This is a genomic window from Salinicola sp. NYA28a (assembly GCF_976982775.1).
Map to the genome: position 1 here is coordinate 411,534 of NZ_OZ334582.1, position 25,484 is coordinate 437,017.

Annotated in this window: 25 protein-coding genes and 1 tRNA gene; 10 read left to right on the forward strand and 16 right to left on the reverse strand. The window is 60.0% G+C overall.

Annotated features, from left to right (window positions below):
• Positions 1-132: 132 nt before the first annotated feature.
• Genes ACWHY3_RS01975 through tnpA form a run of 4 tightly spaced genes read right to left on the reverse strand, consistent with a single transcriptional unit; the run spans position 133 to position 2,683 of the window.
• Positions 133-402 carry a hypothetical protein gene (locus tag ACWHY3_RS01975; protein ID WP_087721073.1) on the reverse strand — a complete coding sequence of 90 codons (270 nt, stop codon included), beginning with the start codon at positions 400-402 and terminating at the stop codon, positions 133-135.
• Positions 392-2,023, reverse strand: a complete 1,632-nt coding sequence (tnpC, locus tag ACWHY3_RS01980) for an IS66 family transposase (RefSeq protein ID WP_179208974.1) — start codon at positions 2,021-2,023, stop codon at positions 392-394. Before tnpC (ACWHY3_RS01980) ends, ACWHY3_RS01975 begins: the two co-directional genes overlap by 11 nt.
• 28 nt (positions 2,024-2,051) lie before the next feature.
• The gene (gene tnpB / locus ACWHY3_RS01985; protein ID WP_087721071.1) at positions 2,052-2,396 is read right to left on the reverse strand and encodes an IS66 family insertion sequence element accessory protein TnpB; all 345 of its coding nucleotides are present in this window, start codon (positions 2,394-2,396) and stop codon (positions 2,052-2,054) included.
• Positions 2,393-2,683: an IS66 family insertion sequence element accessory protein TnpA gene (tnpA, locus tag ACWHY3_RS01990; RefSeq protein WP_087721070.1), complete on the reverse strand. Its 291-nt coding sequence runs from the start codon at positions 2,681-2,683 to the stop codon at positions 2,393-2,395. The genes tnpB and tnpA overlap by 4 nt, the downstream gene beginning before the upstream one ends.
• A 613-nt stretch (positions 2,684-3,296) precedes the next feature.
• Between tnpA and ACWHY3_RS01995 the strand changes: the two genes are divergently transcribed.
• A complete protein-coding gene (locus ACWHY3_RS01995; protein ID WP_332780396.1) occupies positions 3,297-3,521 on the forward strand; it encodes a hypothetical protein in 225 nt (74 codons plus the stop codon).
• Positions 3,522-3,780: 259 nt separating this feature from the next.
• On the opposite strand, the gene ACWHY3_RS02000 is transcribed toward ACWHY3_RS01995, so the two are convergent.
• The 4 genes from ACWHY3_RS02000 to tnpC (ACWHY3_RS02015) form a co-directional block, all read right to left on the reverse strand.
• Positions 3,781-4,257 (reverse strand): hypothetical protein, encoded by a 477-nt coding sequence (locus tag ACWHY3_RS02000; RefSeq protein WP_448127457.1) that lies wholly within the window; start codon positions 4,255-4,257, stop codon positions 3,781-3,783.
• Positions 4,258-4,354: 97 nt separating this feature from the next.
• Positions 4,355-4,549 carry a hypothetical protein gene (locus tag ACWHY3_RS02005; protein WP_448127458.1) on the reverse strand — a complete coding sequence of 65 codons (195 nt, stop codon included), beginning with the start codon at positions 4,547-4,549 and terminating at the stop codon, positions 4,355-4,357.
• A complete protein-coding gene (locus ACWHY3_RS02010; protein WP_448127459.1) occupies positions 4,546-4,791 on the reverse strand; it encodes a hypothetical protein in 246 nt (81 codons plus the stop codon). The genes ACWHY3_RS02005 and ACWHY3_RS02010 overlap by 4 nt, the downstream gene beginning before the upstream one ends.
• 257 nt (positions 4,792-5,048) lie before the next feature.
• Positions 5,049-6,488 carry an IS66 family transposase gene (gene tnpC, locus ACWHY3_RS02015; protein WP_023004967.1) on the reverse strand — a complete coding sequence of 480 codons (1,440 nt, stop codon included), beginning with the start codon at positions 6,486-6,488 and terminating at the stop codon, positions 5,049-5,051.
• 516 nt (positions 6,489-7,004) lie between these two features.
• Between tnpC (ACWHY3_RS02015) and ACWHY3_RS02020 the strand changes: the two genes are divergently transcribed.
• Both ACWHY3_RS02020 and ACWHY3_RS02025 read left to right on the forward strand, forming a co-directional pair.
• Complete coding sequence (locus ACWHY3_RS02020) at positions 7,005-8,111, forward strand: AI-2E family transporter (protein WP_448127460.1); 1,107 nt, start codon at positions 7,005-7,007, stop codon at positions 8,109-8,111.
• Between the two features lie 82 nt (positions 8,112-8,193).
• Positions 8,194-8,269: transfer RNA gene (locus ACWHY3_RS02025), tRNA-Thr, on the forward strand.
• 300 nt (positions 8,270-8,569) lie between these two features.
• Here the strand turns inward: ACWHY3_RS02025 and ACWHY3_RS02030 are convergent.
• From ACWHY3_RS02030 to ACWHY3_RS02040, 3 genes are all read right to left on the reverse strand, one after another.
• The gene (locus ACWHY3_RS02030) at positions 8,570-9,298 is read right to left on the reverse strand and encodes a retron Ec48 family effector membrane protein (protein WP_448128129.1); all 729 of its coding nucleotides are present in this window, start codon (positions 9,296-9,298) and stop codon (positions 8,570-8,572) included.
• A gap of 9 nt (positions 9,299-9,307) precedes the next feature.
• Positions 9,308-10,210: a reverse transcriptase family protein gene (locus ACWHY3_RS02035; protein WP_332780462.1), complete on the reverse strand. Its 903-nt coding sequence runs from the start codon at positions 10,208-10,210 to the stop codon at positions 9,308-9,310.
• A 66-nt stretch (positions 10,211-10,276) separates the two neighbouring features.
• Positions 10,277-10,651: a hypothetical protein gene (locus ACWHY3_RS02040; RefSeq protein ID WP_332780463.1), complete on the reverse strand. Its 375-nt coding sequence runs from the start codon at positions 10,649-10,651 to the stop codon at positions 10,277-10,279.
• Positions 10,652-11,396: 745 nt separating this feature from the next.
• On the opposite strand from ACWHY3_RS02040, the gene ACWHY3_RS02045 reads away from it, so the two are divergent.
• Positions 11,397-11,933, forward strand: coding sequence for an HPP family protein (locus ACWHY3_RS02045; protein WP_448127461.1), 537 nt, complete (start codon positions 11,397-11,399; stop codon positions 11,931-11,933).
• 137 nt (positions 11,934-12,070) lie between these two features.
• Positions 12,071-12,376, forward strand: coding sequence for a hypothetical protein (locus ACWHY3_RS02050; RefSeq protein WP_332780401.1), 306 nt, complete (start codon positions 12,071-12,073; stop codon positions 12,374-12,376).
• Positions 12,377-12,409: 33 nt separating this feature from the next.
• Here the strand turns inward: ACWHY3_RS02050 and ACWHY3_RS02055 are convergent, their stop codons facing one another.
• Positions 12,410-12,643, reverse strand: a complete 234-nt coding sequence (locus ACWHY3_RS02055; protein ID WP_303856618.1) for a hypothetical protein — start codon at positions 12,641-12,643, stop codon at positions 12,410-12,412.
• A 395-nt stretch (positions 12,644-13,038) separates the two neighbouring features.
• Here ACWHY3_RS02055 and thpD point away from each other — a divergent pair, with 395 nt between their 5' ends.
• Both thpD and ACWHY3_RS02065 read left to right on the forward strand, forming a co-directional pair.
• Positions 13,039-13,989, forward strand: coding sequence for an ectoine hydroxylase (gene thpD, locus ACWHY3_RS02060; RefSeq protein ID WP_448127462.1), 951 nt, complete (start codon positions 13,039-13,041; stop codon positions 13,987-13,989).
• A gap of 213 nt (positions 13,990-14,202) precedes the next feature.
• Positions 14,203-14,865, forward strand: coding sequence for a fumarylacetoacetate hydrolase family protein (locus ACWHY3_RS02065; protein WP_448127463.1), 663 nt, complete (start codon positions 14,203-14,205; stop codon positions 14,863-14,865).
• Positions 14,866-15,044: 179 nt separating this feature from the next.
• Here ACWHY3_RS02065 and speA read toward each other — a convergent pair whose 3' ends face one another.
• The 3 genes from speA to ACWHY3_RS02080 all read right to left on the reverse strand — a co-directional run bounded on the left by speA (position 15,045) and on the right by ACWHY3_RS02080 (position 18,559).
• Positions 15,045-16,955, reverse strand: coding sequence for a biosynthetic arginine decarboxylase (gene speA / locus ACWHY3_RS02070; protein WP_448127464.1), 1,911 nt, complete (start codon positions 16,953-16,955; stop codon positions 15,045-15,047).
• Between the two features lie 195 nt (positions 16,956-17,150).
• Complete coding sequence (locus tag ACWHY3_RS02075; protein WP_448127465.1) at positions 17,151-18,107, reverse strand: homoserine kinase; 957 nt, start codon at positions 18,105-18,107, stop codon at positions 17,151-17,153.
• A gap of 152 nt (positions 18,108-18,259) precedes the next feature.
• A complete protein-coding gene (locus ACWHY3_RS02080; protein WP_303856608.1) occupies positions 18,260-18,559 on the reverse strand; it encodes a DUF2782 domain-containing protein in 300 nt (99 codons plus the stop codon).
• Between the two features lie 192 nt (positions 18,560-18,751).
• Here ACWHY3_RS02080 and polA point away from each other — a divergent pair, with 192 nt between their 5' ends.
• The 3 genes from polA (at position 18,752) to nadA (ending at position 24,374) form a co-directional block, all read left to right on the forward strand.
• Positions 18,752-21,529, forward strand: coding sequence for a DNA polymerase I (gene polA / locus ACWHY3_RS02085; RefSeq protein ID WP_448127466.1), 2,778 nt, complete (start codon positions 18,752-18,754; stop codon positions 21,527-21,529).
• Between the two features lie 366 nt (positions 21,530-21,895).
• Positions 21,896-23,311 carry an NADP-dependent phosphogluconate dehydrogenase gene (gndA, locus tag ACWHY3_RS02090; RefSeq protein ID WP_303855594.1) on the forward strand — a complete coding sequence of 472 codons (1,416 nt, stop codon included), beginning with the start codon at positions 21,896-21,898 and terminating at the stop codon, positions 23,309-23,311.
• Between the two features lie 13 nt (positions 23,312-23,324).
• A complete protein-coding gene (gene nadA / locus ACWHY3_RS02095; protein ID WP_087719158.1) occupies positions 23,325-24,374 on the forward strand; it encodes a quinolinate synthase NadA in 1,050 nt (349 codons plus the stop codon).
• A 95-nt stretch (positions 24,375-24,469) separates the two neighbouring features.
• Here the strand turns inward: nadA and ACWHY3_RS02100 are convergent, their stop codons facing one another.
• Positions 24,470-25,291 (reverse strand): MipA/OmpV family protein, encoded by an 822-nt coding sequence (locus tag ACWHY3_RS02100; protein ID WP_256961223.1) that lies wholly within the window; start codon positions 25,289-25,291, stop codon positions 24,470-24,472.
• Positions 25,292-25,484 lie beyond the last annotated feature (193 nt).

Below are 25,484 nucleotides of genomic sequence, written 5' to 3' on the forward strand. Positions count from 1 at the left end.
GGGTGATCTCCTGCCGGCGACCGGGCGGAGCGGGCTCGTGTCGCGACGGTAATACATGCCATGGTGAAAAACGAAGCACGCCTGCTGTAAGCGTTCATTCGGGGACGTAGTAGACGCCCCCAGGCAAGCTGATCACTTCACTTCATGAAGCGGTGTCAGTAATTGCGGCGAGACTTTGTACTGTGTGGTTCCGTCTTCGGCCAGCACGATCACGCTCTTGCGGTTGATCTTGGTAACGATGCCGAACGCCCGTCCCTCCCGGGTGCTGAAGGAGACCTTGAGCCCGACACGCAGCTGGCTCAGCGCCTGCAGGGTTTCCTGTTCCTTGAGTTCATCGATGCGCTGGCAGATGACGTCATTGAGCTCCAGTAACTGATCGAGGGTCATCTCATCAATGCGCATGGCGAACGGCCTCTGGTGATTCGGGCTGTCTGTGCGGATGACGGGGATCGAGCAACGAGCGTAACGGCTTGTCCGCGAAGTGGGTCTTCCACCGTCTTGGCGTCAGTTGCGCGACCTCCCTGGCCGGGTGTTGGCTGATGCGCTGCAGCACATCCACCAGATAGGTGTACGGATTGACGTCATGCAGTTTGCAGGTGGTGATCAGGCTTTGGATGAGCCCGAGGTGTTCGGCGCCGAGTTCCGTCCAGCAAAACATCCAATTTTTCTTGCCCATTGGAATGGGGCGCAGCGCCCGCTCCAGGTGGTTGGTGTCCGGTTGTACGTCTGGATCTTCCAGGAACACGGTCAGGCTCGCTTCACGGCTGAGCATATAATTCAGGGCTTTGGTCAGCGCATCGCTGGGCAACAGCTCGCCACGTTCCAACTGATCGCGGCACCACTGGAAGAAGTCGTCGACGACTGGCTTCGAGTGCGCCAACCGGTACTGGCGCTTCGTCTCGCCAGTGAGCTGTTGAGCACGGATGTTGTCTTCGTTGTGATAGAGCTTGGCGATCTGCTGAAGCGCCTCGCCAGCCTGCTGCGGATGCTCCTTCTGGGCCTCGATGAAGTAACGCCGGCCGTGGACCCAGCACTGGGCATGGGTAACGCCGTCCTGTGCTGCGGCGTAGCGGGCATAGGCGGCGTACCCGTCGCTGATCAGCGTGCCGGTGAACTGCTCGCTCAGCACCTGCTCGATGTGGCCCCGTCCACGGCTGTTGGAGTAGGTGAACACCACCTCATCGTCATCGCCGTACAGCGGCCAGAACCAGCCGGATTTCATTTTGCCTTTTTGCGGGCCAGCCCGGCCCTGATGGCCGGCCTTGATTGGCGTTTCGTCCATGGCCAGCACCCGGCTGCGCAGCACATTATCGGTCTGGGCATCGACGATGGGGCGCAGCAGATCGATGGCGCGTTTGACCAGGTTGCTCAGCGTGCTGCGGCTGACGGTGACCCCAGCCTGCTGAATGCGCTGATGCTGGCGGTACAGCGGCAGATGGAACTGGAACTTGTCCACCAGCAGTCCGGCCAGCAGGCTGACATCGGCCAGGCTGTTGTCGAGCACGTTGGGCGGCGCCGGGGCGGTCACTGGCTTGTCGGTGCCTTTGCGGCGCAATACCGGGCGTTCGCACTGGAGTACCACATAGCTGGCCGCTCGCTGGGCTAGCCGGAAGGTAGTCTTGGTTCCGAGGATTTCATACCGATCGGCGTCCGGCCCAGTCAGCTCCGGCGGCAGCTGCTCGATGACTTCCACCGGCACATCGGCGCTGAAGCGCAGACCGGTATCGTTCAAGCAGTCATCGTCGCGCTGCTTCTTGGCGGTGCCGCGCTGATAGGCGCCGACCGTGCGCTTGTCATCCTCGGGCGCCTTGTCCGGGACGGGCGCCTGCTCCGGCTGGAACAGGCTGTCCTGTCCCGGCAGGTCAAAGACCTGCTTCTCGGACTTGGGGCCGAACAGCTGCTTCTTGAACCAATCCAGCTGGCGCTGCATCCCCTGAACCTGCTCGCGCAGCAGCGCGTTCTCCTCGACCAGGGCCGAGTGAGACGGTGCGGTGGGTTCAGGCGTGCAAGCAGTTGATTTCATGGCCGCTATTATACCGGACCCTGAGTGCTTACGCTGCTGAAAAACGCTTGAAGCGGCGAACTTTTTGCACCTCAATGCCGTCGATCAGCAGCTGCAGATCGGCCAGCGTCAACGCTCGCTGGCCAGACGCTGACGCACGCACCTGGAACTGACCCCGCTCCAGGCGCTTGGCCCACAAGCAATAACCGGTGCGGCTGAAGTACAGCATCTTCATCTGGGTCTTGCGCCGGTTGATGAACACAAAGTACTGGCCACTGAGCGGGTCGCGGTTGAGCTGGTTGCGTACCAGCGCGCTCAGTCCCCGGAAGGACTTACGCATGTCGGTGGGCTCGGTGCACAGCCAAATCCGGGCCTGGCTATCGAGCCCGATCATCCGTTCTGGCTCAGCCGCAGTTCGACGCCATTACCCAGACTCAACACAATAGTCCAACCTGGCCCGCAAGACGGCGAAGCGCCCATCAATGCCGACAGATCCAGAAAATCCGACTGCTCGGTCTCGGTCGAGTCAGAGACCGGGCTTTCGCAAAGCCGCTTGCGCCAGCTGCGAAAGCTGGCATAACCGATGCCTTGTTGCTTACAGAACTGCAGCGCGGACAGGCCGCTGTGGCGCTGCTGATCAATCAGACCCTGCCATTGGTCCGGAGTGCGGCGCTTGCTCATGAGAGTAACCTCGTGTTGATGAGTGTGAGGTTACTTTAGGGTCACGCTCGCTGGGATGGCAGGGCGTCCTGGAATGAACGCTTACCGCCTGCTGACGTTAGGCGGTGTCACTCGAAGCGTTCGTCGAGTGTCGAAACGTGTCGTACTGAAAGATGAAAAGCGCCATGAATGATGACACGGCGTTCTACGAGGTGGGGGCGTCGCGGGATGGCATGATCAACCCATGATGATCGGCATGCGTCTGGCGATGAGCCGGGCAGACCGTGCTCTCGAGTATGGGCGCTGAGCGACGAATTAGCGAATTCCGGTTTCATCGGCGAGAGAGGAATTTTCATCGGCGAAAGAGGAATTTTCTCGCCCCTCGACCGAGTGAGCCTCGCTCCTGTCGGCCTTTCTTTCATTTCAATTCCGCTTTACCTCCACTTCACCTTCACGCCGGGCCTATGGATATGCCCTCGGCTATCGGATGGTGGCGATAAAGATATTAGCCAAAGGCGATAAAAGGGATTAGCTTCCCAGAAGCCGGGTCGTTACGCGGGCGACCCGGATAGCCTCATTGATGTCGTTTTCCTCTCGCTAGAACACGGGAGACCCTGTCTCCAAGGAAGTTGCGATGAAGATCACGTCTTACGAACAGCGGTTGCTCGTCCCCAAAAGAAAGAACGCCCCCAGGGAGGGGAGTCTCAACGCCAAGGCGGCGCTGAGTCACGTACCTGTCGGTACGCTCAAGACTCGAATCAGAAAGCTGGTCGATAGCGGTGTCGCCAGAGAGCGGGCGATCGAAGTCGCTCTGGTACTCCCCATCGCTCCGCAAGGCCGGCCCAGGAAAGCGTGGTGAGCGGTTTTCGAGGGGCGACAAGGCTTTAGCCACAGCGAGTCGGGGTTTTATCCATACCGAGATGGGACTTTAGCAACAACGAATTAAAGGCTAAAGCACGCTTTTGTCGTCACTTTATCGGGCAGGCAACGGGCTAGACTGTGCCCGGTTTCGATTCCTGCGAAACACACTTGGCCCCGACACTGTTCGGGGCCTTTTTTTGGAAGCCGTTTTTTGGAAGCCTGTTTTTGAAAGCCAGGCGGGCCGGCAGCCGCCAGACTCATGCTCGGAGCCAGGCGTAGAGCAGCTTGTAGAAGGTTTCCTCGGTCAACGGCACGTACTTGGACAGATCACGTTTCTGACCGAACTGCAGGTCAGTGAAGTAGTACTCGCCCTCGGATTCGATGATCTCCTTGATGTCGTCCTCGTCCGAGGAGGCAAACAGGAGTATCCGATTGCCGTGGAGGTACTGCTCTTCCGGCTCGACATGCAGCTTGCAACTGCCGAACGAAACGGTCTGCTCCTGAAGCGTTATCTGGAACGTCTCGTCGAATTTCTCGAGCGTATGCGCGGTATCGTCGTAATGAATCTTGACGCCGTCGATCTCCAGCGCGGCTACCCAGCCCTCGATATGGCTCTGCAGTACGCGTAGCTGTTCCTTGCAGGTGTCCAGCTCCTGCTCGAAATTCGCCAACCGCTGCTGGCAGTTGCGAATTTCCTCGTTGATATGGTGCTTCAGCTGTGTGATGTCGACCATGGCTTGCCTCCCACCTCGAGCGGATTCGATTCATGATAGTTGGCCAACAACAAAAAACCGCCTGGATGCAGGCGGTTTTCGAAAACGGAAGTGCAGATCAGGCTGCGACCGGGCGATCGATCGACCGCGTTCTCTGTATTGCGCTCAGCGCCTTTTCCAGATCCAGTGTCTTGCACTTGAATGCGCTGCAATTGGCGCAGCGCACGTTGGTGCCTTCCTGATTGTTGATCGGCAGATAGAACTGCTCATGACCGCAAATCGAACAGCTGAGATCCAGCGTCACTCTGATCATGCCGTAGCCCTCAGGTGATGGTCATTGAGGGGGTGGCTCTCGCGTGCCATCTTGAGCGTCAGACTGCGGCACTGGTTGAGGATCTGCACCGAATAGTTGGGTGCCTGGGAATCCGCCCAGTGACCCACGGTGTCGAGAAACTCTCCGCATTCCGTACAGCTGATTTCGTCCCACTCTTCATGAATCTCGAGGGGAACCGATTGAGCATTACCGCAGCGGGTGCATGAAATGGCGTCTTTCACGATCAGCCCTCCTTGGCTTGGGGTTGGTTTCTGACTCACCAATTAGTGGCAATCCTTGCCGCATACTGCTGGGGCATCCTTGCCCGGTACTGCCCGGCTTTCCTTGCCGGCTGACGAATTCATGCTGGCATAGCCCCTAGTGCTGTACAAGCGTTGTACGAATCGGAGATTTGGACAACCCTATCCCAGGTTAAATGTTAAGCGTTAAATGTCTGAATTTATTATATAAAATGATACTTATTATGTAACTATTCAGGTCACGCTGCCTGATCCAGGCCGTCCCGACGCATGAATTCGGGCACTTCACCGGCAAACAACTGTTCCAGTGCGGTGTGCGCTGCCAGGCCCTGCTTGACCGCCGTCGAGAGGAAGCTGCGCATCCGGCAGAAGATCTCGGCACCTTCCCAGGAGCGGAAACAGCCTGAAATCTTCTGCTGGACCTTGGTCATCCGCAGGTCACGCTCCCCTTGGTTATTGGTGAAGGGCGCGGCGGGGTCGTCGAGGAAACGCAGCACATCGTCCTCGTACGCCTGGAGACGTTCGAGCAGGTTACGTGCCTTGGTACGTTTGGCACGACCGCGCTTTCCCGGTGGTGGTGGGATCGGTGGCGGACACTCGGTCTCACCCTCTGTCAGGCACTGCCGATAGCGGACTCGCCAGCGTTGCGCCTCTTCGGGCGAGAGCGTGCCACCGGCAGCGTCAACGGCCTGATGCATCTCCAGCAGCAGATCATGCAGCGCCTTGGCCCACTTTTGGTGGTCATTTTCCCAGGCCGCAGTCAATTCACGCAGGTGATGGGCGTTGCAAAGTGCGTGGCGGCAATCCGCGTAGCGGTAGTAAGGCTTCCAGTGATCATGCACCAGCACCCCCTGGACATAGGGCAGGATGCCGATGGCATCCATGGCCTCCTGACCTCGCTTGGCGTGAGGCGCCAAGTAGGTCAGGGCGTCATTCGAGGCGCTGTGCAGCCAGTAGCGCTTGCCGCCGACCTGCATCCCGGTCTCGTCGGCATGCACGGTCGCGGCTTGCCTCAGCGCCGGGATCGCCCACTCGGCAAACGCCTCGGCGCGCTGATAGGCCTCTTGATTGAAGGCGAACAGCGTGCCGGTGCTCAGCGATAGATCGCACTGTGAGGCCAGCAGCGCCTGGATGCGGGCATAGGGCAGCAACTGATACTGCGAGAGATAGACGACATGCGCCTTGAGACGTGGGCCATACTGGATCGGGCGGGTCACGCCGTCGGGAAACGGCGCCACATGGCGCCGCCCGAGATCGTCCTCCAGCACCTCGGCGCGATACTCGGTGACGACGGCCTGGATCACGATGTCTTGCACCTGGCGCGTTTCGATGCCGACCGAGCGATAGGTGCGCCCTTTGGGCAAGGTGCGGCGATCGACGCGCAACGACACGATCTCGTCGGGATCGGTGACCGGCGCCAGCGTCTTGCCTTCGTGACCCGGTTGCCCGCCAGGGCGACGCTCGCCCTTGGCCCGGGAACGGCGTTGGCGGTTGGGGTCTTGTGACGGCGGCTTGCTGCTGTTGCGGCTGCTGGTGGCCAGTCGGTCGGCCATCAGCTTGACCAGCAGCATCAGCACGTCGATGGCAGCACGCAAGGAAGGCGAGACCGTGTGGTCTTCCTTGAGCTGCTGCCGGACCCGTTCCAGGGCCTCGTCGACGTTGATATCGCTGATGGTCATGTCACCGCATAGACGTGCCGAAGGATCAGGCACACTATGCCAAAAAAATCAGGTGGTTGGCGACATGCCATCCGCAGCCACCTGAATAGTTACCTTATTATTTTGAAAGTTTTTGTAACTGTAATTTGTACACTGCAATTATGCCGTCTGGAGACTTGACCGAAGGCGCTCTCGGCAGTGATGTCGGCCGCTGTTAACGTTCTGTCATCTAGCGGCCTCATACTGGTGGCGCGATGCCAGGAAGGCCTCGTCACGACAGGGACGCGCAGAGCGGGAAGCTCGGCTCAGCATCAGGGACGAAGCGTCGGACCAGCGCTCAGCCGTGAGGCTTGGCGCTTTTTTTATGTCTCGGGCGGGCGCGCCTCGCTGGCTCGAATTCACCGGGCGGGACTCTATTTTCGCTCGATCGTCTCGCCGCGAGTGCCGGGAAATAAGCGGTTACCACATTCTCTACTGAACGTCCCTGGGTCAGGGCCGCTATGCTTAGTGCATATGTCCTTTCGAGTCGGAATCTTCATGAGTTCTCTGAGCCAGCACAAGGCGTTCATCTTATTGCTGACGCTAGTGTCCATCGCCTTCGTTTGGTTGCTGTTGCCGTTCTACGGTGCCGTGCTCTGGGCGGTGATACTGGCGATCCTGTTCCAGCCCATGCATCGGCGGCTGGAGGCGCGGCTGAAAGGGCACCGCAACCTGGCTGCGCTGGTCAGCGTGATGGCTTGCGTGTTCATCGTCATCATCCCGATGTCACTGATCTTCGGGGCTCTGGTGCGAGAAGGCGCCAGCGTCTATCAGCGCGTGGGCAGTGGCGATATCGACTTCAACGAGTACGTCCAGCAGTTCCAGAGTTCGCTGCCGGCCTCGGCGCAGACCTGGCTGGGTGACGCCGGCTTCGGCAGTCTTTCCGATATCAGCAATCGTCTGGCATCCGCCCTCGAACAGGGCAGTCAGTTGATCGCCACGCACATGCTGAGCATCGGTCAGAACACGCTCCAGTTTCTGGTCAGCGCCGGCATCATGCTCTACCTGCTGTTCTTCCTGTTCCGGGACGGCCGATCCCTGGGGCAGCACATCCGCATCACGATTCCGCTGAGCGACGAATACACCTACCAGCTCATCGACAAGTTCACCGCCGTGGTGCGTTCCACCGTCAAGGGCAACGTGATCATCGCCATCGTGCAGGGTGCGATCGGCGGCGTCGCCTTCTGGGCGCTGGGGATCGAAGCCGCGCTGCTGTGGGGCGTAATGATGGCGTTCCTGTCGCTGCTGCCGGCGATCGGCTCCGCAATCGTCTGGGTGCCGGTGGCGGCCTATCTCCTGATCACCGGCGCCTACGTCAAAGGGGCGATACTGATCTTCGTCGGCGTGGTGGTGATCGGGCTCGTCGATAACTTCCTGCGCCCGCCGCTGGTCGGCAAGGAGACCAAGCTGCCTGATTACGTGGTGCTGATCTCCACGGTAGGCGGAATGACGCTGATGGGTATCAACGGCTTCGTGCTCGGCCCGCTGATCGCCGCGCTGTTCATCGTCGTCTGGTCGCTGTATCGGCAGGAACAGGCGGAAGCGGAATCGCCGACAGGCGTGGTGGCCTCGGACGAGATTGCCTCGGAGAACCGGGAGCGCTGACCCGGCAGACGCTAGGCGCAGCCAGGCGTGCGGTTTCCCAGTTGTCCGCCGCGAATTTGATGATTATGATAGGCGCCGCCTGGCCGGTATAGCTCAGCTGGCAGAGCAACGCATTCGTAATGCGTAGGTCGGTGGTTCGAGTCCACTTACCGGCACCAGGCATATTTTGCTTTTCTATCAGTCGCTTGAAGCGACTCAAGGCCGCCCAGTCGAGGCGATTTTTTTCGTTTGGCTGTGGCCCGCCCCTGGCTCGCTGCGACCTGAGCCGCGCGATCAGCACCCCGCCCCGCGCGCTAAATAGGTCGAAAATTACGCACGTTGGCAGTTGGGCGGAAGCCGCGCTAGCACTGGGCGCGCTGGGGGTTGGAGGGTGCGATTTTTTACGCGAATTTGCGTAGTACATGAGGAGGCAGAGCTTTTCTATACTACGGATTTTGTTGCCCATCGTAGCCCGGTTCTTACCTGTATCTCCGTAAAGACAACAAATGGTCATATTGGGTGATTTTACAAAAGGAAACATTAATTGTATTAATTAGCTCAAGCGTTTGAGATTCTACTTCGTAAAATTTCAACCTTGGCAGCCTGTTTAGTTGGATGCCGAACTCCTTAAAACAATCGATCATCCTGGTTTGATGTCGCCGATAGTCAAAATCAGTCATGCTGGGGCCATGGAACTCTTCGTTTGACAGCTCGATTAATTCCTCGATCCTCTTAAGGTTTTGCATATATCTTTCTGATGTCTTTAGACTTCCTTCTTGGGAATCCTTGTATGCCAAGTTGTACCATTCCATGAAATTTATAGAGTTTAAGTTTAGGTTGTCCTTTTTTGAAGCTTCTTTTTCTGAAAAATTCAGGAAAAGATTCATATGCGAAAGATGGATGTTACTATTTGTCGTCACCTTATTGTTCACGTAATTTTTACATGCTACGCCAAAACTTCCAAATGCAAATATGCCAAGTGCGATTGTTCCGGTGGTTTTAAAGATAATTAGTGAGGAGCTTATGCTTCTATAAAAATTATCGAAACACTCATTAGATAAACAAATTTCTTTGCTGTACGTTTCGCCAGCCAAAAACGTGATTATTAATACTGCTGTTCCTGCTATTAGTCCGAATAAAGCAACTCCTAAGCACGTAGCGTTAATTAGATAAAAATCTTGACTAGGATTAAGCCAGCCCTGTAATATGGTTTAATTTTATTTATACGCATTGTGATGATACTCTGGCTTAATAGCTTTTAATTTAAGCCTGAGAATATCGGCTATGTTAGGGAAGTTTCGCTGTATGATGTTCAGCTTCGCGTTTGCAGTATTGTATCTGTCATAGTACCAGCGGGTGTTCTTGTGTGTGGCGTGATAGCGCTCAAGTTTCCGTAATGTACTGCGGACTCTTCTTACATCTTGTCTTCTTGCTAAAGGCTTTATCGCCGTGAGACGATCCACTAGTTTATAATGTTGACTATGCCCGACTCGTGCTAATTTGTTAACTCTTCCCATGCAGCGATTGTAGTCTTTTCTATAAGTATGCGTAGTCCTGTAATTCGTTATCGTTGCCAACTTTTCTATTGATCTGACGGCAGCGCGGATTTTGCTTACTTCTTTTGCAGGTAGCCTCGGAGACTGGAACGATACTCTTAGGCCATGCACAATCAAAGGAGTCGAAGAGTCATAAGTTACGGAGCACTTTTCTTCATTTGTTGGAAGATCTTTTTGATCGAGCATGTCGTAAATTATTCTTTTCGCATAGCCGAAATCGTAATTGCTGACCTTGGATGAGACAGTTATATCATCTACATATCTAGTATAGGTTAGGCCTTTCTTTTGTAATCTTTGAACTACGGAATACTCTGAAAAGTTGAGCGTTAAGCACGCTAGATAGCTAGAAGTTAGTCCGCCCTGTGGCAAGCAGTCGTTAAAGGTGCAAAGGTCTGTAAGGGTTTCACTTATTTCTTTGGGGTAATGTAGAATATCTTGGAAGATGTTGATTACATGATCCCGGTGAATGTTGTCGAAAAAATCTTTGATATCTATTTTTACGCTTTGTCTGAAAAATGCCTGCGCTCGCCCATACTGCGTTAAAAATCGGCTCAAAAGGCTCATTTACTTCCCTGTAAACTCCGCTTTTTCGCCGATTTTTGCCTTGTCTGGCCATCGCTCGTCGATTTTTCAGACAGAGCTTAATAGCGACTTGGAGAGGCAGTGTTTTGAGGCACAGGCAATGTAGTCTTTTCTTACTTCTTCGTCTGTTCCTTTGTAAGAGTTAGGAATTGATCCGTAGATGTAATCAGGCCAAGAAATAATATTTTCGTTGGCAAGGATGTTTTTGTTGATTCTGGATTGGACCAATCTTATAGAGGGATGAGGGTTATAAACAGTTCTTTTAGTACCATCACTCTTTGGTATAGACCCCTTGACCTTGACATACCTCGACTCGGCAGGGATTGTTAAAGCTTTATTGAGCTGCTCACGACTTAGGTTTAGCCCTGATGCAAGGCTACCCATAGATGCAATTGAATTACTAGAGACCTTGAATTGGTGCATCACCGAGCTCTAAGGGGATTGAATAGTAGACGCTACCTACCATCACACAGGCACTACACAGCTGATCATGCTTTCGCTACCGTTAGGATGCCAAAACAGCAATCAGCTGTGCCGGCGCGTCTACCTTTGTCACGAGGTTGTGCAGGCTTTTATTCCAAGGTCCCGCCCTTCCCCCACTTCAGCTCTTTCGAGCGCCCCGAAGGGCTTCCCGGCATCCTATTAGCGGCAGCTGCCACAAGTAAGCGGTACGCTTACGCTAAGTTGAATCTACGATTTGCGTAACAATATGTCAATCACGTAGCAATTATATTTCGACAGACGAGTAAAGTGACGTTTAGCGCTCCGATCTTGGTGCATTTTTGGTACAATCGCTGTGCCAAAACAAACCTATAGTGATTTGTCAGATCCCTTGTGATGCCGGCTCTGGCAGGCCCGGAGCGCTGCATCCTGGTTGCGGTGATACCTAGTTCCTGAATTCGTAATGTGTAAGTCGGTGGTTCGAGTCCGCTTACTGGCACTCTCCAAGCCCCTGCCTGATCCCCTTCATACAACCACTCGATTACAGGCTGCCGATCTGCCGCCCCGCCCCGGCGAGCATGGTCATGGCGCAGTGCGCATCGCTGCAAAGGGGAGCCCCCATTCCCATATAGACAGCGCGCTCTAAAACCATAGCCAAGCGCTATTTGGCGGGCTCGTTGCCCGATGGCAATATAGCGCTCCTTTTTTATCGGCTTCCTGGGTCAAGATGGTCAAGACGTATCTCGGTAAGATGAAAGGCTCGCCAGTGAGCCGTAAGACGCCCTGCTGGCGTGACGCGGTCTGGTCATGGCTGGGCGCGTTTCTGGGCATGGCCGGTGTGGGATGGCTGAGCGCGCAATCGCTTCAGACGCATTCGCTGCTGATGGTGGGGTCCTTCGGCGCGACCTCGGTGCTTCTCTATGCCGCGCCGGAAAGCCCGCTCGCGCAGCCGCGCAACGTTCTGTTCGGCAATTTGCTCTCGGCGCTGTGCGGCGTACTGGTCTGGAAGCTGCTCGGCGATAGCTGGATCGCGGCGGCGGTGGCGGTATCGACCTCCATCCTGCTCATGCAGTTGACTCACACGCTCCATCCGCCAGGCGGCGCGACGGCGCTGATCGCGGTGATCGGGTCCGAGGAGCTGCACTCGCTTGGCTGGTCCTATGCGTTTTTTCCGGTAGCGGCCGGGTGCCTGCTGATGCTGCTCATCGCGGTGCTGATCAACAATCTGGCGCGGCATCGCCGCTATCCGCTGCACTGGTGGTAAATCGCGACTGACACCTGACGTTTCTCGCGCCTGGAGTACTACGCCTTTCAGGCGGCGCCAGGTCGCATGCCTCCTTACACTCAGGGTTTTCGTCGCGATTCCGGCCAAGCGAGCGGGCCACCAGGAATGAGAATGCCATGAAAACCCTCGGCTGTTTCATGACCGTCGTCTGCGTGATGAGCTGGAGCGCGGGTTCGAGTGCCGGCGGGGGCGCCAGTGCCCATGCAGAAGAACCGCTGAATTGTGCCAACTTCCGTTGCCACTTTGGCGATGTCCCCAAGGCCGAGCCACCCTTGATCGCCGAGCCGTTCGTCTCTTTCTATCGGGATGCGGTGGTCAAGCCGATGCGGCCCTACCATGACTGGGAACCCACCGCCTGGCGGCTGCCGAATCCTCGCACTGCCAAGACGCCCGACAAGCCCGATACGACGCCGACAGACTGATCGTCATGCCGTCGATATCGCCGTCGCCAACGATCATGCGGCGTTGGCGCGATCCTGCCCCGGCTGGCCCTGGCCGGAATGTTTCTTTTTGTCACGCGTCCTGTCACGACTCAGGGCGATCATCGCGTTTTCCAGGTCTGCCGAGTAGCACTTGAAGGCGGTGCAGTTCGCGCAGCGAATCTGTTGTCTCTCCTCGGCCCGCACGGGGAGATGGAACTGGTCGTGATCGCAGATCGAGCAGGTGAGATCCAGCGTGACGCGAATCATGGCGTACCTCCAGAGATTGGGAAGAGGTGAGGGTGGTGTGGGGCTCGTCGTTCTGGAGGGCGTAGTGTGGCGCGGTGGTATGACGCCATGATGAAAGCCGTATCCGGCATTGTGTCGTCGTGTAAGCGGGGCAGAGGCGATTCAGCGTTAATTGATTTACGTTATCGTTGCCGCGGTTGGTGGATGTCACCGTGAGCTCACTAGGCGAGAGCCACCGGCTTCGACTGTTGGAGACTTGAAATTCCGGTGCTCTTTTCTAGGATGAGTACCCCTTTGAAAGATAACCGAGGATCCTTTGACCCTTTCCTAATCAAGTTTAGTGCGACGCACTGTTTGATGCTTCATCGCACCTAGGACTGGATCTGAACCCTGATCACAAACTTGGAGGTGATTGGATGTCAGTACAGACCGCATCCCCCAAAACTCAGAATGCCACGTGGACGAAACAGGATCGCTATCCGACACGCCTACGCCAGCCGCAGGAAGCGCTCTGGCAGCCGCGTCAGGAGGAAGTCGTCAAGGGGCGCCATCTGGATGGCCCGTTGAGCGGCGAGCAACTGGATCGTTTCGAACGCGATGGTTTTCTCTTCGAGCCCAACTTCCTGGGCCAGGCAGAGCTCGAGGCGTTACGGGCAGAACTGGCCGTGATGCTAGACCGCGACGATTTCCGTGACCGGGACTTCTCGATCACCGAACCGCAGAGCCATGAGATCCGCTCGCTGTTCGCGATTCATCACCTGTCCTCGCGTTACAGCGAACTGGCGCAGGACGAGCGCCTGATGGGACGCGCCCGTCAGATCGTCGGCGGCGATGTCTACGTGCATCAGTCTCGCATCAACTACAAGCCCGGCTTCCACGGCAAGGGCTTCAACTGGCACTCGGACTTCGAGACCTGGCACGCCGAAGACGGCATGCCCGAGATGCACGCCGTCAGCGCCTCGATCGTGTTGACGGACAACCATCACTTCAATGGCCCGTTGATGCTGATCCCCGGCTCGCACAAGGTGTTCGTGCACTGCCTGGGCGAGACGCCGGACGACAATCACAAGCAGTCGCTGAAGCAGCAGGAACTCGGCGTGCCGAGCAACGAAGCGCTGCGCGAGCTGATCAATCAGCGCGGTATCGAAGCGCCCACCGGCGCCGCGGGCGGGTTGTTGCTGTTCGACTGCAACACGCTGCATGGCTCCAACGCCAACATGTCGCCGGATCCGCGCAGTAACGCGTTCTTCGTCTACAACCGCCGCGATAACGCCTGCGTGCAGCCGTTCGGCGCCCGGAAGCAGCGTCCGTCGTTCCTGGCGCATCAGCCGGACGAAGTGTGGACGCCCCAGCAGGGCACGCACTGAGGCCCTGATCGCGCCGGCCGGTATCGGACCGCCCGCAGGCGCTCGGAATTGACCGGAAAGCCGGCGTGATGCCATAAGCCGCCGTTGGAGGTAGACTCGATGAGTTGCCGCCAGCGGCGGCTTCTTGCGTCTGGAGGCGCGATTTTCGCCTGGAAGATCGATCTCTATCTCTGGAGATTATCAACGGTCATCGCTTTTGCTTTGGAGCTCGCCATGCCTTTCATCACCCGATTCACCGACGGTCTCGAGACCGGTCTGCCGCTGGGCAAGATTCTCTGCGTAGGGCGCAACTACGCCGAACATGCCAAGGAACTCAACAACCCGGTGCCGCAGTCGCCGATCCTGTTCATCAAGCCTGCGACCAGTGCCGTCGAGCTGGAAGAGCCGATCGAACAGCAGTTCGCCCATGGCGAGGTGCATTTCGAGACCGAGCTGGCGCTGCTGATCGGTGAACGCATGAGTCACGTCAGTGCGGAAGAGGCGATGAAGGGCGTGGTCGGAGTCGGTCTGGCGCTGGACCTGACGCTGCGCGACGTGCAGTCCAAGCTGAAGGAGAAGGGGCATCCGTGGGAGCGGGCCAAGGCGTTCGACGGTGCCTGCCCGATCTCACGTTTCGTACCGGTAGAGGGCGATGTCGACTGGAGCGCGATCACGTTCCATCTCGATATCGACGGCAAGCGCCAGCAGAGCGGCAAGACCAGCGACATGCTGTTCGACATGCCGTCGCTGATCGAGGAGATGACCCGCACCTTCACTCTCGAGCCGGGCGACGTGATCCTGACCGGTACGCCCTCCGGCGTCGGCCAGCTACCCCGTGATGCCGTCCTCGGCCTGTCGCTCTCGCTGGGGCTGGATGTCGGCACGCGTACGCGGTAAACGCAAAGACGACTGCGCCAGCCCCGGGGCGCTTTGAGAGCAGCTACGACTGCGCCGGCTTCGGGGCGCTAAACAGCAGCTACGAGCTACGAGCTACGAGCTACGAAGAGCGCCAGCAGCATTCACCGCTGGCGCTCTTCTCTTACCGGAGACCATATTGCTCTCGCGGCTCGCGGCCATCACTCCAGATAGGTATACCCGCTGAGGCCTTCCGACAGCTCGCTGACGAACAGTTCGCGCTCTTCGACGCTCAGCGGGCTGGCGATCAGCTGTTCGGTGAGCTTCTGCTTGAGCGCCACGGCGTCGAAGTTGACGTAGCCCAGCACGTCCGCGACCGCGTCACCCTGCTGGACGTGGGAAAGCCGCCACTCGCCGTTCTCGTCGAGGGCGACGTCGACCGAGTCGGTGTCGCCGAACAGGTTGTGCAGGTCGCCGAGGATTTCTTGGTAGGCCCCCACCAGAAACAGCCCGATCAGCTTGTCGTCATCGTCGTCCCACTCTGGCAGCGGCAGCGTGCTTTCGAGCCCCTGGCCGTCGACATAGAGATCGATCCGGCCGTCGGAATCGCAGGTGATGTCCTGGATCACGCCGCGGCGGGTCGGTTCGCGGTCCAGCCCGGTCAGCGGCAGTACCGGGAAGACCTGGTCGATCCCCCATACGTCCGGCAGCGACTGGAACAGCGAGAAGTTGGCGAACAGCTTGTCGGCGAGTTTTTCCGCCAGCTCGTCGGCGATCTCTCGGTGTGCGCGATTGCGGTTGTCGAGGCGCTTGTGCAGGCGCTGGCAGGCGGCGAAGTAGACCGACTCGCCCTCGGCGCGGGCCTGCATGTCGGCCAGCCCGAGCACGAAACGATCCTGCAGTTCGCCCACCGCCTGGACCACGTCGTGATACGCCTCGACCAGGTCCCGCGGTTCGCGCATGCCTTCGAGACGGTCGTAGACGCGCCACAGCTCGGCCACGTGGGCGTCGCCTTCGACCCGGCGCTCCGGTTCGATGTGGCCGAGACGCTCCTCGCCGATCACGTTGGTGACCAGCACGGCGTGGTGGGCGGTCAGCGCGCGGCCGGATTCGGAGATCAACTGCGGGTGCGGCAGGTTGTGGGTTTCGCAGATCTGGCGGAAGGCCCACACCACGTTGGTGGCGTACTCCTGCATCGAGTAGTTGATCGAGCAGAAACTGCGCGAGCGGGTGCCTTCGTAGTCCACGCCCAGGCCGCCGCCGACGTCCACCGTGTCGATCGGCGCGCCCAGCTCGCGCAGACTGTGGTAGAAACGCGCGCACTCGCGCAGGCCGCGCTGGATATCGCGAATGTTGGCGATCTGCGAGCCGAGGTGGAAGTGCACCAACTGCAGGCTGTCCAGCGCGTCGGCGTCGCGCAGCCGTTCGGTGATGGCCAGCAGCTGGCTCGCGGTGAGGCCGAACTTGGACTTCTCGCCGCCGGTATCCTGCCACTTGCCCTTGCCCACCGAGGAGAGCCGGGCGCGCAGGCCGATGCGCGGCTTCACCTTGAGGTTTTCGGCCTCTTCCAGGATCAGGCTCAGCTCGGAGTACTTCTCGACCACCAGATAGACCTTGTGGCCCAGCTTCTCGCCCATCAGCGCCAGGCGGATGTACTCGCGATCCTTGTAGCCGTTGCAGACGATCAGCGACGAGCCGTCGTCGCCGGAAAGGGCCAGCACCGCCATCAGCTCCGGCTTGCTGCCCGCTTCCAGCCCGACCCGGCCATGGCCACGCTCCTGGGTGGCGAGAATCTCCTCGACCACGCGGCGCTGCTGGTTGACCTTGATCGGATAGACCGCGGTGTAGCTGGCCTGATAATCCTCCTCCTTCATCGCGCGGTCGAAGGCCATGCAGAGCTGTTCGACGCGGTCGTGGAGGATATCGATGAAGCGAACCAGTACCGGCAGGCGCAGCCCGGCGTCGCGCAGGCGGTCGACCAGGGTGTCGAGTACCAGCGTCGGCCCGGGCACTTCACTGCCCAGCGGGCGGACCAGCGTGCGGCCCTGATCGTCGACATCGAAATAGCCGCTGCCCCACTGATCGATGTTGTAGGTGCGGCGGGCTTGTGCGGCGGGGGAAGAGTGCTTCATGACGTTCTCCGTGCGACCGGTGATGAACAACCGGTGATGAACGACCGGCGATAAATCCCGGCGTGATGGATGACGATGGGCCGGGAACGCGAATGGCGCGCATTATGACGTCGCGAGAAGGTCACGACCACTGATGTCAGGGAAAAGCTAGTCGAAAGAGGCCCGCGATGCAGGCCTCGTGACGAAAATCGCGGCTTATCCGGCCGCGTCGGGCAGTGCCGGCACGCGGCCGTCGAGGCGTCGGCCCAGCAGGGTGCGGAAGCGCGCCGGATCGTGCGGCGTGATGTCGTGCGCTGGCGGGTCGACATGGATTACCAGCAGCCGCGACAGCCAGTAGCGCAGCGCCGTCATCCTCAGCATGGTCGGCCACAGTTCGCGTTCCTGCGCGGTCAGCGGCCGATGCGCGAGATAGGCGCCGAGGATGGCTTCGTAGCGGTCGGCATCGAGATCGCCGGTTTCGTCGCTGGCCCAGTCGTTGATCACGATGGCCAGGTCGAACAGCAGATCGCCGGTGCAGCCGTTGTAAAAATCGATGATGCCGCCGAGCCGGTCGCCGTCATACAGCGTGTTGTCGCGGAACAGGTCGCCGTGGATCGCGCCCGTGGGTAGTTCGATGCCGTCGAATGCCTGGGCGTAGTCGGCGATCTCGCGGGTCATCAGAGCCTGATCGTCCGCCGACAGAAACGGCAAGACTTCGCGATGGCGACGCTGGAGCCAATCGAGATTGCGCGGATTGGTGCGCTCGCCGGTGAAATGCTGCGAGGCCTGGTGCATCCGGCCCAGGGCATCGCCGAGCGCGGCGCACTGGGCCAGGTTCGGGGCGCTGGGGTGGCTGCCCGGCATGCGCGGGAACAGCAGTGCGGGGCGACCGGCCAGGCGCTGCAGGGCGACGCCGTCGCGATCGTGGACCGGACCCGGCACTGGCAGTTGGCGTGCGGCCAGATAATCCAGCAGATCGACGAAGAACGGCAGATCCTCGAACTCCCCCTGCTCGAACAGCGTCAACACCCACTCGCCCTGTTCCGTGGTGACGAAGAAGGTACTGTTTTCGGTGCCCTGCGGCACGCCCTTGAGCGCTTGCAGGCGGCCGACGGAGTAGCGGTCGAGAAACTCGGCGACCTGTTCGTCGCTCAACGGGGTGAATACGGCCATGGGATCTCGGAATCTGGGGCGGACGTTGGTGATGAAAAACCGCAGGATAAAAAAGCCAGCGCGCATTGTAGCGGCTCGCGGGGCGCTCTCCTACCGGCTAGTGGATGCCGGAGGGCAGCGGCGCCGGGCGTGCCGGCATTCGCCAGCCGGACTCAGTCGTTCTGAACCCAATCCGGCACGGGAACGCTGGGCGCGTCGACCCGCTTGAAGTCGCCATCGCCATTGTCGTCGTAGAGGAAATAGGCCTTGCCATCGTTGGGGGCGATGCGGATCGCGTAGAGCTTGCCGTTGACCCGGTACTCGTCGATCGTGCGCTGGTCATCCTGCTGGGAAGTGATCCTGGGCTGCACCGCGGACTGGCCGAACGCGGGCAGCGACAGCCCGCCGATCAGCAGCGCCATCAGCAGCAGTGTCGTTTGCGGCCATCTCGTCATTCGCGACCATGATCTCATGGCAGATTCCTCCGCTGGTGTCGGCTGGCGGATCCCTCGGGATCCGAATCGGCCGGTTCATCGCTTTCTTTCATTGCCTTCTCTCATTGTATCGCTTTCCCCATGGGGGACGCAGGGGGTGGATGCCCTGACGGCGAGCCGTGGCTTGCGTATCATGAGGGCATCGAAAGCCAGCCACGGATCACGCAGCTCATGGCAGATGCCCCCATCGTCCTCGTCGACGGATCGTCCTACCTCTATCGCGCCTTCCACGCGCTGCCGCCGCTCTCCACCTCCGATGGTCAGCCGACCGGCGCCGTGCGCGGGGTGCTCGCGATGCTCAAGAGCCTGATCAAGCAGTATCCGGACAGCCCCATGGCGGTGGTGTTCGACGCCAAGGGCAAGACCTTCCGCGACGAGATCTTCGCCGAGTACAAGGCGCACCGGCCGCCGATGCCGGACGACCTGCGCCCGCAGGTGGAGCCGTTGCACGACTGCGTGCGCGCGCTCGGTCTGCCGCTTTTGTGCATCGAAGGCGTCGAGGCGGACGACGTGATCGGCACGCTGGCGCGGCTGGCCACCGAGTCCGGCCGCGATGCGGTGATCTCCACTGGCGACAAGGACATGGCCCAACTGGTCAACCAGCACATCACCCTGGTCAACACCATGAAGGGCGAGACGCTGGACGTCGCCGGCGTCGAGGCCAAGTTCGGCATTCCGCCATCGTTGATCATCGATTATCTGGCGTTGATGGGCGACAAGGTCGACAACATCCCCGGCGTACCCGGCGTGGGCGAGAAGACGGCGCTGGGTCTGCTGCAGGGCATGGGGGGCGGTCTAGACGCGATCTACGCCGATCTCGACCGCGTGACGACCTTGAGCTTCCGTGGCGCCAAGACGATGCCCAAGAAGCTCGAGGCCAACCGCGAACAGGCGTATCTCTCCTATGAGTTGGCGACGATCAAGACCGACTGCGAGCTGCCGGTGGGGCTCGAGGACCTGCATCTGGCCGAGCCCGATCGCGAGGCCCTGAAGGCGCTCTATCAGCGGCTCGAGTTCAAGAACTGGCTGACCGAGCTGCTCGAGGGCAAGGACGAAGGCGTGGATGACGTCGGCGCGGGCGAAGCCGGCCGGTCCGAAATCGACGAGGACGTGACGCTGACCAAGCCGGCGCGCCACGACCAGACGCTGCTGACGCAGGAGGAGTTCGATGCCTGGCTCGAGCGGCTGAACGCCAGCGAAGCGTTCTGCTTCGATCTCGAGACGACGAGCCTCAACTACATGGAAGCCGATATCGTCGGCATCGGCCTGTCGCTGGAACCCGGCGAGGCGGCCTATATCCCGGTCGGCCACGACTATCTCGACGCCCCGGCGCAGCTCGACCGGGCCGCCGTGCTGGCCGCGCTCAAGCCGCTGCTGGAAGACCCCAGGATCGGCAAGATCGGCCAGAACCTCAAGTACGATATCTCGGTGCTGGCGCGCTACCAGATCCGGGTGGCCGGCGCGCTGAACGACACCATGCTCGAATCCTACGTGCTGAACTCCACGGCGACGCGCCACGACATGGATTCGCTGGCGCTCAAGTATCTCGGCGAGAAGACCATCAGCTTCGAGGAGATCGCCGGCAAGGGCGTCAAGCAGCTCACCTTCAACCAGATCGCCCTCGAAGAAGCGGTGCCCTACGCCTGCGAGGATGTCGACATCACCCTGCGTCTGCACCAGGTATTGCGGCCGAAGGTGGAGGAAGCCGGACGGCTGGCCGAGGTGCTCGATACCCTGGAACGGCCGCTGATCCCGGTGCTGTCGCATATCGAGCGTCAGGGCGTGGCGCTGGACGCCACGCGCCTGCACGCCCAGAGCCAGGAGCTGGAAGGGCGCATCCGCGAGCTCGAGACCGAGGCGTTCGAGCTCGCCGGCAAGGAGTTCAATCTCGGCTCGCCCAAGCAGCTGGCGGAGATTCTGTTCGAGGAGCAGAAGATCCCGGTGATCAAGAAGACGCCCAAGGGCGCACCGAGCACGGCGGAAGCGGTGCTCGAGGAGCTGGCGCTGGACTATCCGCTGCCCAAGCTGATCATGGCTCACCGCGGCATGACCAAGCTCAAGTCGACCTACACCGACAAGCTGCCGCGCCTGGTCAACCCGGCCACCGGACGGCTGCACACCAGCTATCACCAGGCGGTGACCGCGACCGGGCGGCTCTCGTCATCCGACCCGAACCTGCAGAACATCCCGATCCGCACCGAAGAGGGTCGCAAGATTCGCCAGGCCTTCATCGCCCGCGAGGGCTATCGGATCGTCGCGGCGGACTACTCGCAGATCGAGCTGCGGATCATGGCGCACCTGTCCGACGACAAGGGCCTGCTCGATGCCTTCGCCAACGACCGCGACATTCACGCCGCCACCGCGGCGGAGGTCTTCGGCGTGGCGCTCGACAAGGTCACCTCGGACCAGCGCCGCAGCGCCAAGGCGATCAACTTCGGGCTGATCTACGGCATGAGCGCCTGGGGGCTCTCACGGCAGCTGCGCATCGAAGCCAAGCAGGCCAAGGTCTACATCGATCGCTACTTCGACCGTTATCCGGGCGTTGCCCGGTTCATGGACAACATTCGCGCCCAAGCCGGCGAAGACGGCTTCGTCGAGACCGTGTTCGGCCGCCGGCTCTATCTGCCGGAGATCAAGGCGCAGAATCACGCCCGCCGTCAGGCCGCCGAACGTACCGCGATCAACGCGCCGATGCAGGGCACCGCGGCGGATATCATCAAGCTGGCGATGATCGACGTGCACCACTGGCTCAACCCGGCCCAGGGCGAGGCGGAGTTCGATGCCTGGATGGTGATGCAGGTTCACGACGAACTGGTGTTCGAGGTCAAGGAGAGCCAGGTCGACGCCTTCCTCGTCGCGATCCGCCAGCGGATGGAAAACGCCGCCAGGCTCAACGTGCCGCTGATCGTCGAGGCCAATAGCGGGGCCAATTGGGACGAAGCCCACTAGGCTCGGCTGAAAACTGGCTGCGCTCGCTCACACGGCGTTAAAAAATGGCTCAAGCTCCTCATTTACACCCTGTAAACTGGTGCGCCAGCCCGGTCCGCTTTCGCCATTTTTTGCCTTGTTTGAGCTTCGCTCGCCGACTTTTCAGCTCGATCCTGCGGTGTCTGCGCTCGTCGCTATTCTGTCATTGACGCGGCATGAGGGAGCGAATAGGGAATGGCGATTCGGCGGATTCGCCTCTCTGTTTTACACTACTGTCATCATGAATCGCCGTGTCAGGCTGTGTCGAAGCGTTCCGAGCACGCTCGTTTCTCTCGAAGACTGGACACAGCCTGGCGCGGCGGCCTTTTTCGCAAGGAGCACAAGTTAATGGCCAAACAGCAAATCGGTGTCGTCGGCATGGCCGTCATGGGCCGCAATCTCGCCCTCAACATCGAAAGTCGCGACTACACGGTGTCAATCTTCAACCGCTCGCGGGAGAAGACCGACGAAGTGATGCAGGAGAACCCTGGCCGCAAACTGGTGCCGTTCTACAGCGTCGAGGAGTTCGTCGCATCGCTGGAAACGCCGCGTCGCATTCTGCTGATGGTCAAGGCGGGCGATGCCACCGACAAGACGATCGAGTCGCTCAAGCCGTATCTGGACAAGGGCGACATCCTGATCGATGGCGGCAACACGCCGTTCGAGGACACCATCCGCCGCAACAAGGAGCTCTCCGAAGCGGGCTTCAACTTCATCGGCACCGGTGTCTCCGGTGGCGAGGAAGGCGCGCTGAAAGGCCCGTCGATCATGCCGGGCGGCCAGAAGGAAGCCTACGACATGGTCGCGCCGATCCTCGAGAAGATCGCCGCCCGTGCCGACGACGGCGAACCCTGCGTGGCCTATGTCGGCCCGGACGGCGCCGGCCACTACGTCAAGATGGTCCACAACGGCATCGAGTACGGCGACATGCAGTTGATCGCCGAAGCCTATTCGATTCTCAAGGGCTCGCTGGGGCTGTCGAACGCCGAGCTGGCCGAGATCTTCAGCGAATGGAACCAGGGCGAGCTCGACAGCTACCTGATCGATATCACCGCCAGGATCTTCACCAAGAAGGATGACCAGAGCGACCAGGACGTGGTCGATATCATCCTCGACTCCGCGGGCCAGAAGGGCACCGGCAAGTGGACCAGCAAGAGCGCGATGGATCTCGGCGTGCCGCTGCCGCTGATCACCGAATCGGTGTTCGCGCGTTTCATTTCTGCGCTGAAAGACGAGCGTGTCGCCGCCTCCAAGGTGCTCACCGGCCCCAAGGAGACCCCGCTCGAAGGTGACAAGGCCGAGTTCATCGAGAAAGTGCGCAAGGCGCTGTTCTTCAGCAAGATCGCCTCCTACGCTCAGGGTTTCGCGCAGATGCGCGCCGCTTCCGAGCACTACGACTGGAACCTCGACTACGGTGAAGTCGCCAAGCTGTTCCGTGCCGGCTGCATCATCCGTGCCCGCTTCCTGCAGAAGATCACCGACGCCTACAAGGAAGACCCCGGGCTCAAGAACCTGCTGATGGCGCCGTACTTCGGCGAGATCGCCGGCAACTATCAATCGGCGCTTCGGGACGTGATCGCCCACGCCGTCCAGAACGGCATCCCGGTGCCGACGTTCTCGTCGGCGATCGCCTACTACGACAGCTATCGCAGCGAGAAACTGCCGGCCAACCTGATCCAGGCACAGCGCGACTTCTTCGGCGCGCACACTTACAAGCGCGTCGATCGGGAAGGGACGTTCCACACTGAGTGGCTGCAGGACTGACGGAGACGAAGCGATGGCGGAGCTGGAACGGGATCGGGTTCGCGAGCACTTGGCGGGTCATGCCCAGCCGACGCTCGACGAGAGCGCCAGGGCGCACTATCGGGAACGCATCGCGGCGCAGTTGAAGGCCCGTAATGCGGTATTGGTTGCGCACTACTACACCGATCCCGAGATCCAGGCGCTGGCGGAAGCCACCGGCGGCTGCGTGGCCGACTCGCTGGAGATGGCGCGCTTCGGCAAGGATCACCCGGCGACGACGCTGATCGTCGCCGGCGTGCGCTTCATGGGCGAGACCGCCAAGATCCTGAGCCCCGAAAAGCGGGTATTCATGCCGACGCTGGAGGCGACCTGCTCGCTGGATATCGGCTGCCCGGCCGATGTCTTCTCTGCCTTCTGCGATCAGCATCCGGATCGCACCGTGGTGGTCTACGCCAACACCTCGGCGGCGGTGAAGGCGCGCGCCGACTGGGTCGTAACCTCGTCGATCGCGGTCGAGCTGATCGACCATCTCGATCGGCAGGGCGAAAAGATCCTGTGGGCACCGGATCGCCATCTGGGCAATTACGTCCGCGAGCGTACCGGGGCCGACTTGCTCTGCTGGGAGGGCGAATGCATCGTCCATGACGAGTTCAAGGCCAAGGGGCTTCTCGATCTCAAGGCGCTGCATCCGGAAGCCGCGGTGCTCGTCCATCCGGAGTCCCCGGCCTCGGTGGTGGAGATCGCCGACGTGGTCGGCTCCACCTCGCAGTTGATCGCGGCAGCGCAGAAGCTCGATAACCCCAGCTTCATCGTCGCCACCGACCGCGGCATCTTCTACAAGATGCAGCAGTTGATGCCTGGCAAGACCTTCATGGCAGCGCCCACGGCGGGCAACGGCGCGACGTGTCGCAGCTGCGCCAACTGCCCGTGGATGGCGATGAACGGCCTCGAGAACACGCTGGCGGTGCTGGAAGACGCCAACGGTTGCGGCCAGGAGATTCACGTCGACCCCGAGATCGCACGCCAAGCGCTGGTGCCGCTGGATCGGATGCTAGCGTTCGGGGCCGAACTTAAACGTCGCTAAGTTCATTCCGATGAAAAACGAAAACGCCCGCCCCGGCTGACACCGAGGCGGGCGCTTCTATGTCTCTAAGATTTAAGTCTCTAAAATTTATGTCTCTACGACTTACGCTTTGTCTGAAAAATGCCTGCGCTCGCCCATACTGCGTTAAAAATCGGCTCAAAAGGCTCATTTACTTCCCTGTAAACTCCGCTTTTTCGCCGATTTTTGCCTTGTCTGGCCATCGCTCGTCGATTTTTCAGACAGAGCTTAAAAATGGTAGTTGATGAAAGCCCCGCCCGCCACTGCGTCGCATCGCCGATATCGTCGACGATCGAGCTGTCCGCGGCATCGCCGGTCAGGCGCGAGACGCCGACCAGGCCGGTCACCGACCACTGCCGCGTGAGGTAGTAGCTGAGCGAAGCTTCGCCGCCGACCGTGAAATAGCCATTCGACGGATCGTAGGCGTCAATGCCGGAGCGCGCGCTCTCGCGATTCGAGACGCCGAACAGGTCATCGGTCCAGTCCGCGCTGGTATAGCCGAAGCGTGGTCCGATGGTAAAGACCGCCCGCTCGCCGAGCTTGGTGATGTGAGTTGCCTTGAACCTGACGCGATAGCCGTCGATGTCGCCGCTGAAGGGTGTCTCCGCGGCGGCGCTGTAGCGCCAGGCGTCATCGAGATAGCTGACGCGCAGCCCGGCGGTGGCGCCGCCGTCGACCTGATCCAGATCGTCGATGTCGCCGGTATCGTCGCGGCCGAAGGTGTAGCCGATGAACGGCGCGACCCGCCAGTTATCCTGCTTGATCACGTTCCAGCCGACGCCGTCGGTCACGCTGACGAAGAACGTGTCGCCGTAAGTGGCATCCAGTGACGGCCAAGCGTTCCATTCGTAGTCGTCGCTGCCCAGATAGTCCGGGCTGTAGATCGCCCCGGCGCCCACGGTGCCTTCCCATTCGGGCTGGGCGGCGAGGGCAGCCGAGCTGACGGCGACGCTGCTCGCGGCGAGCGCCAGCTGCCAGGCGAGCTTCTTCCGTGAATCGATCATGTCATGCTTCCTTGGGACGGTCTCGGTATGTGGCGGAAAACATACGGCAGGCTCGAGGGAAAGGCCAGTTTACGCACTCCGGGACGGC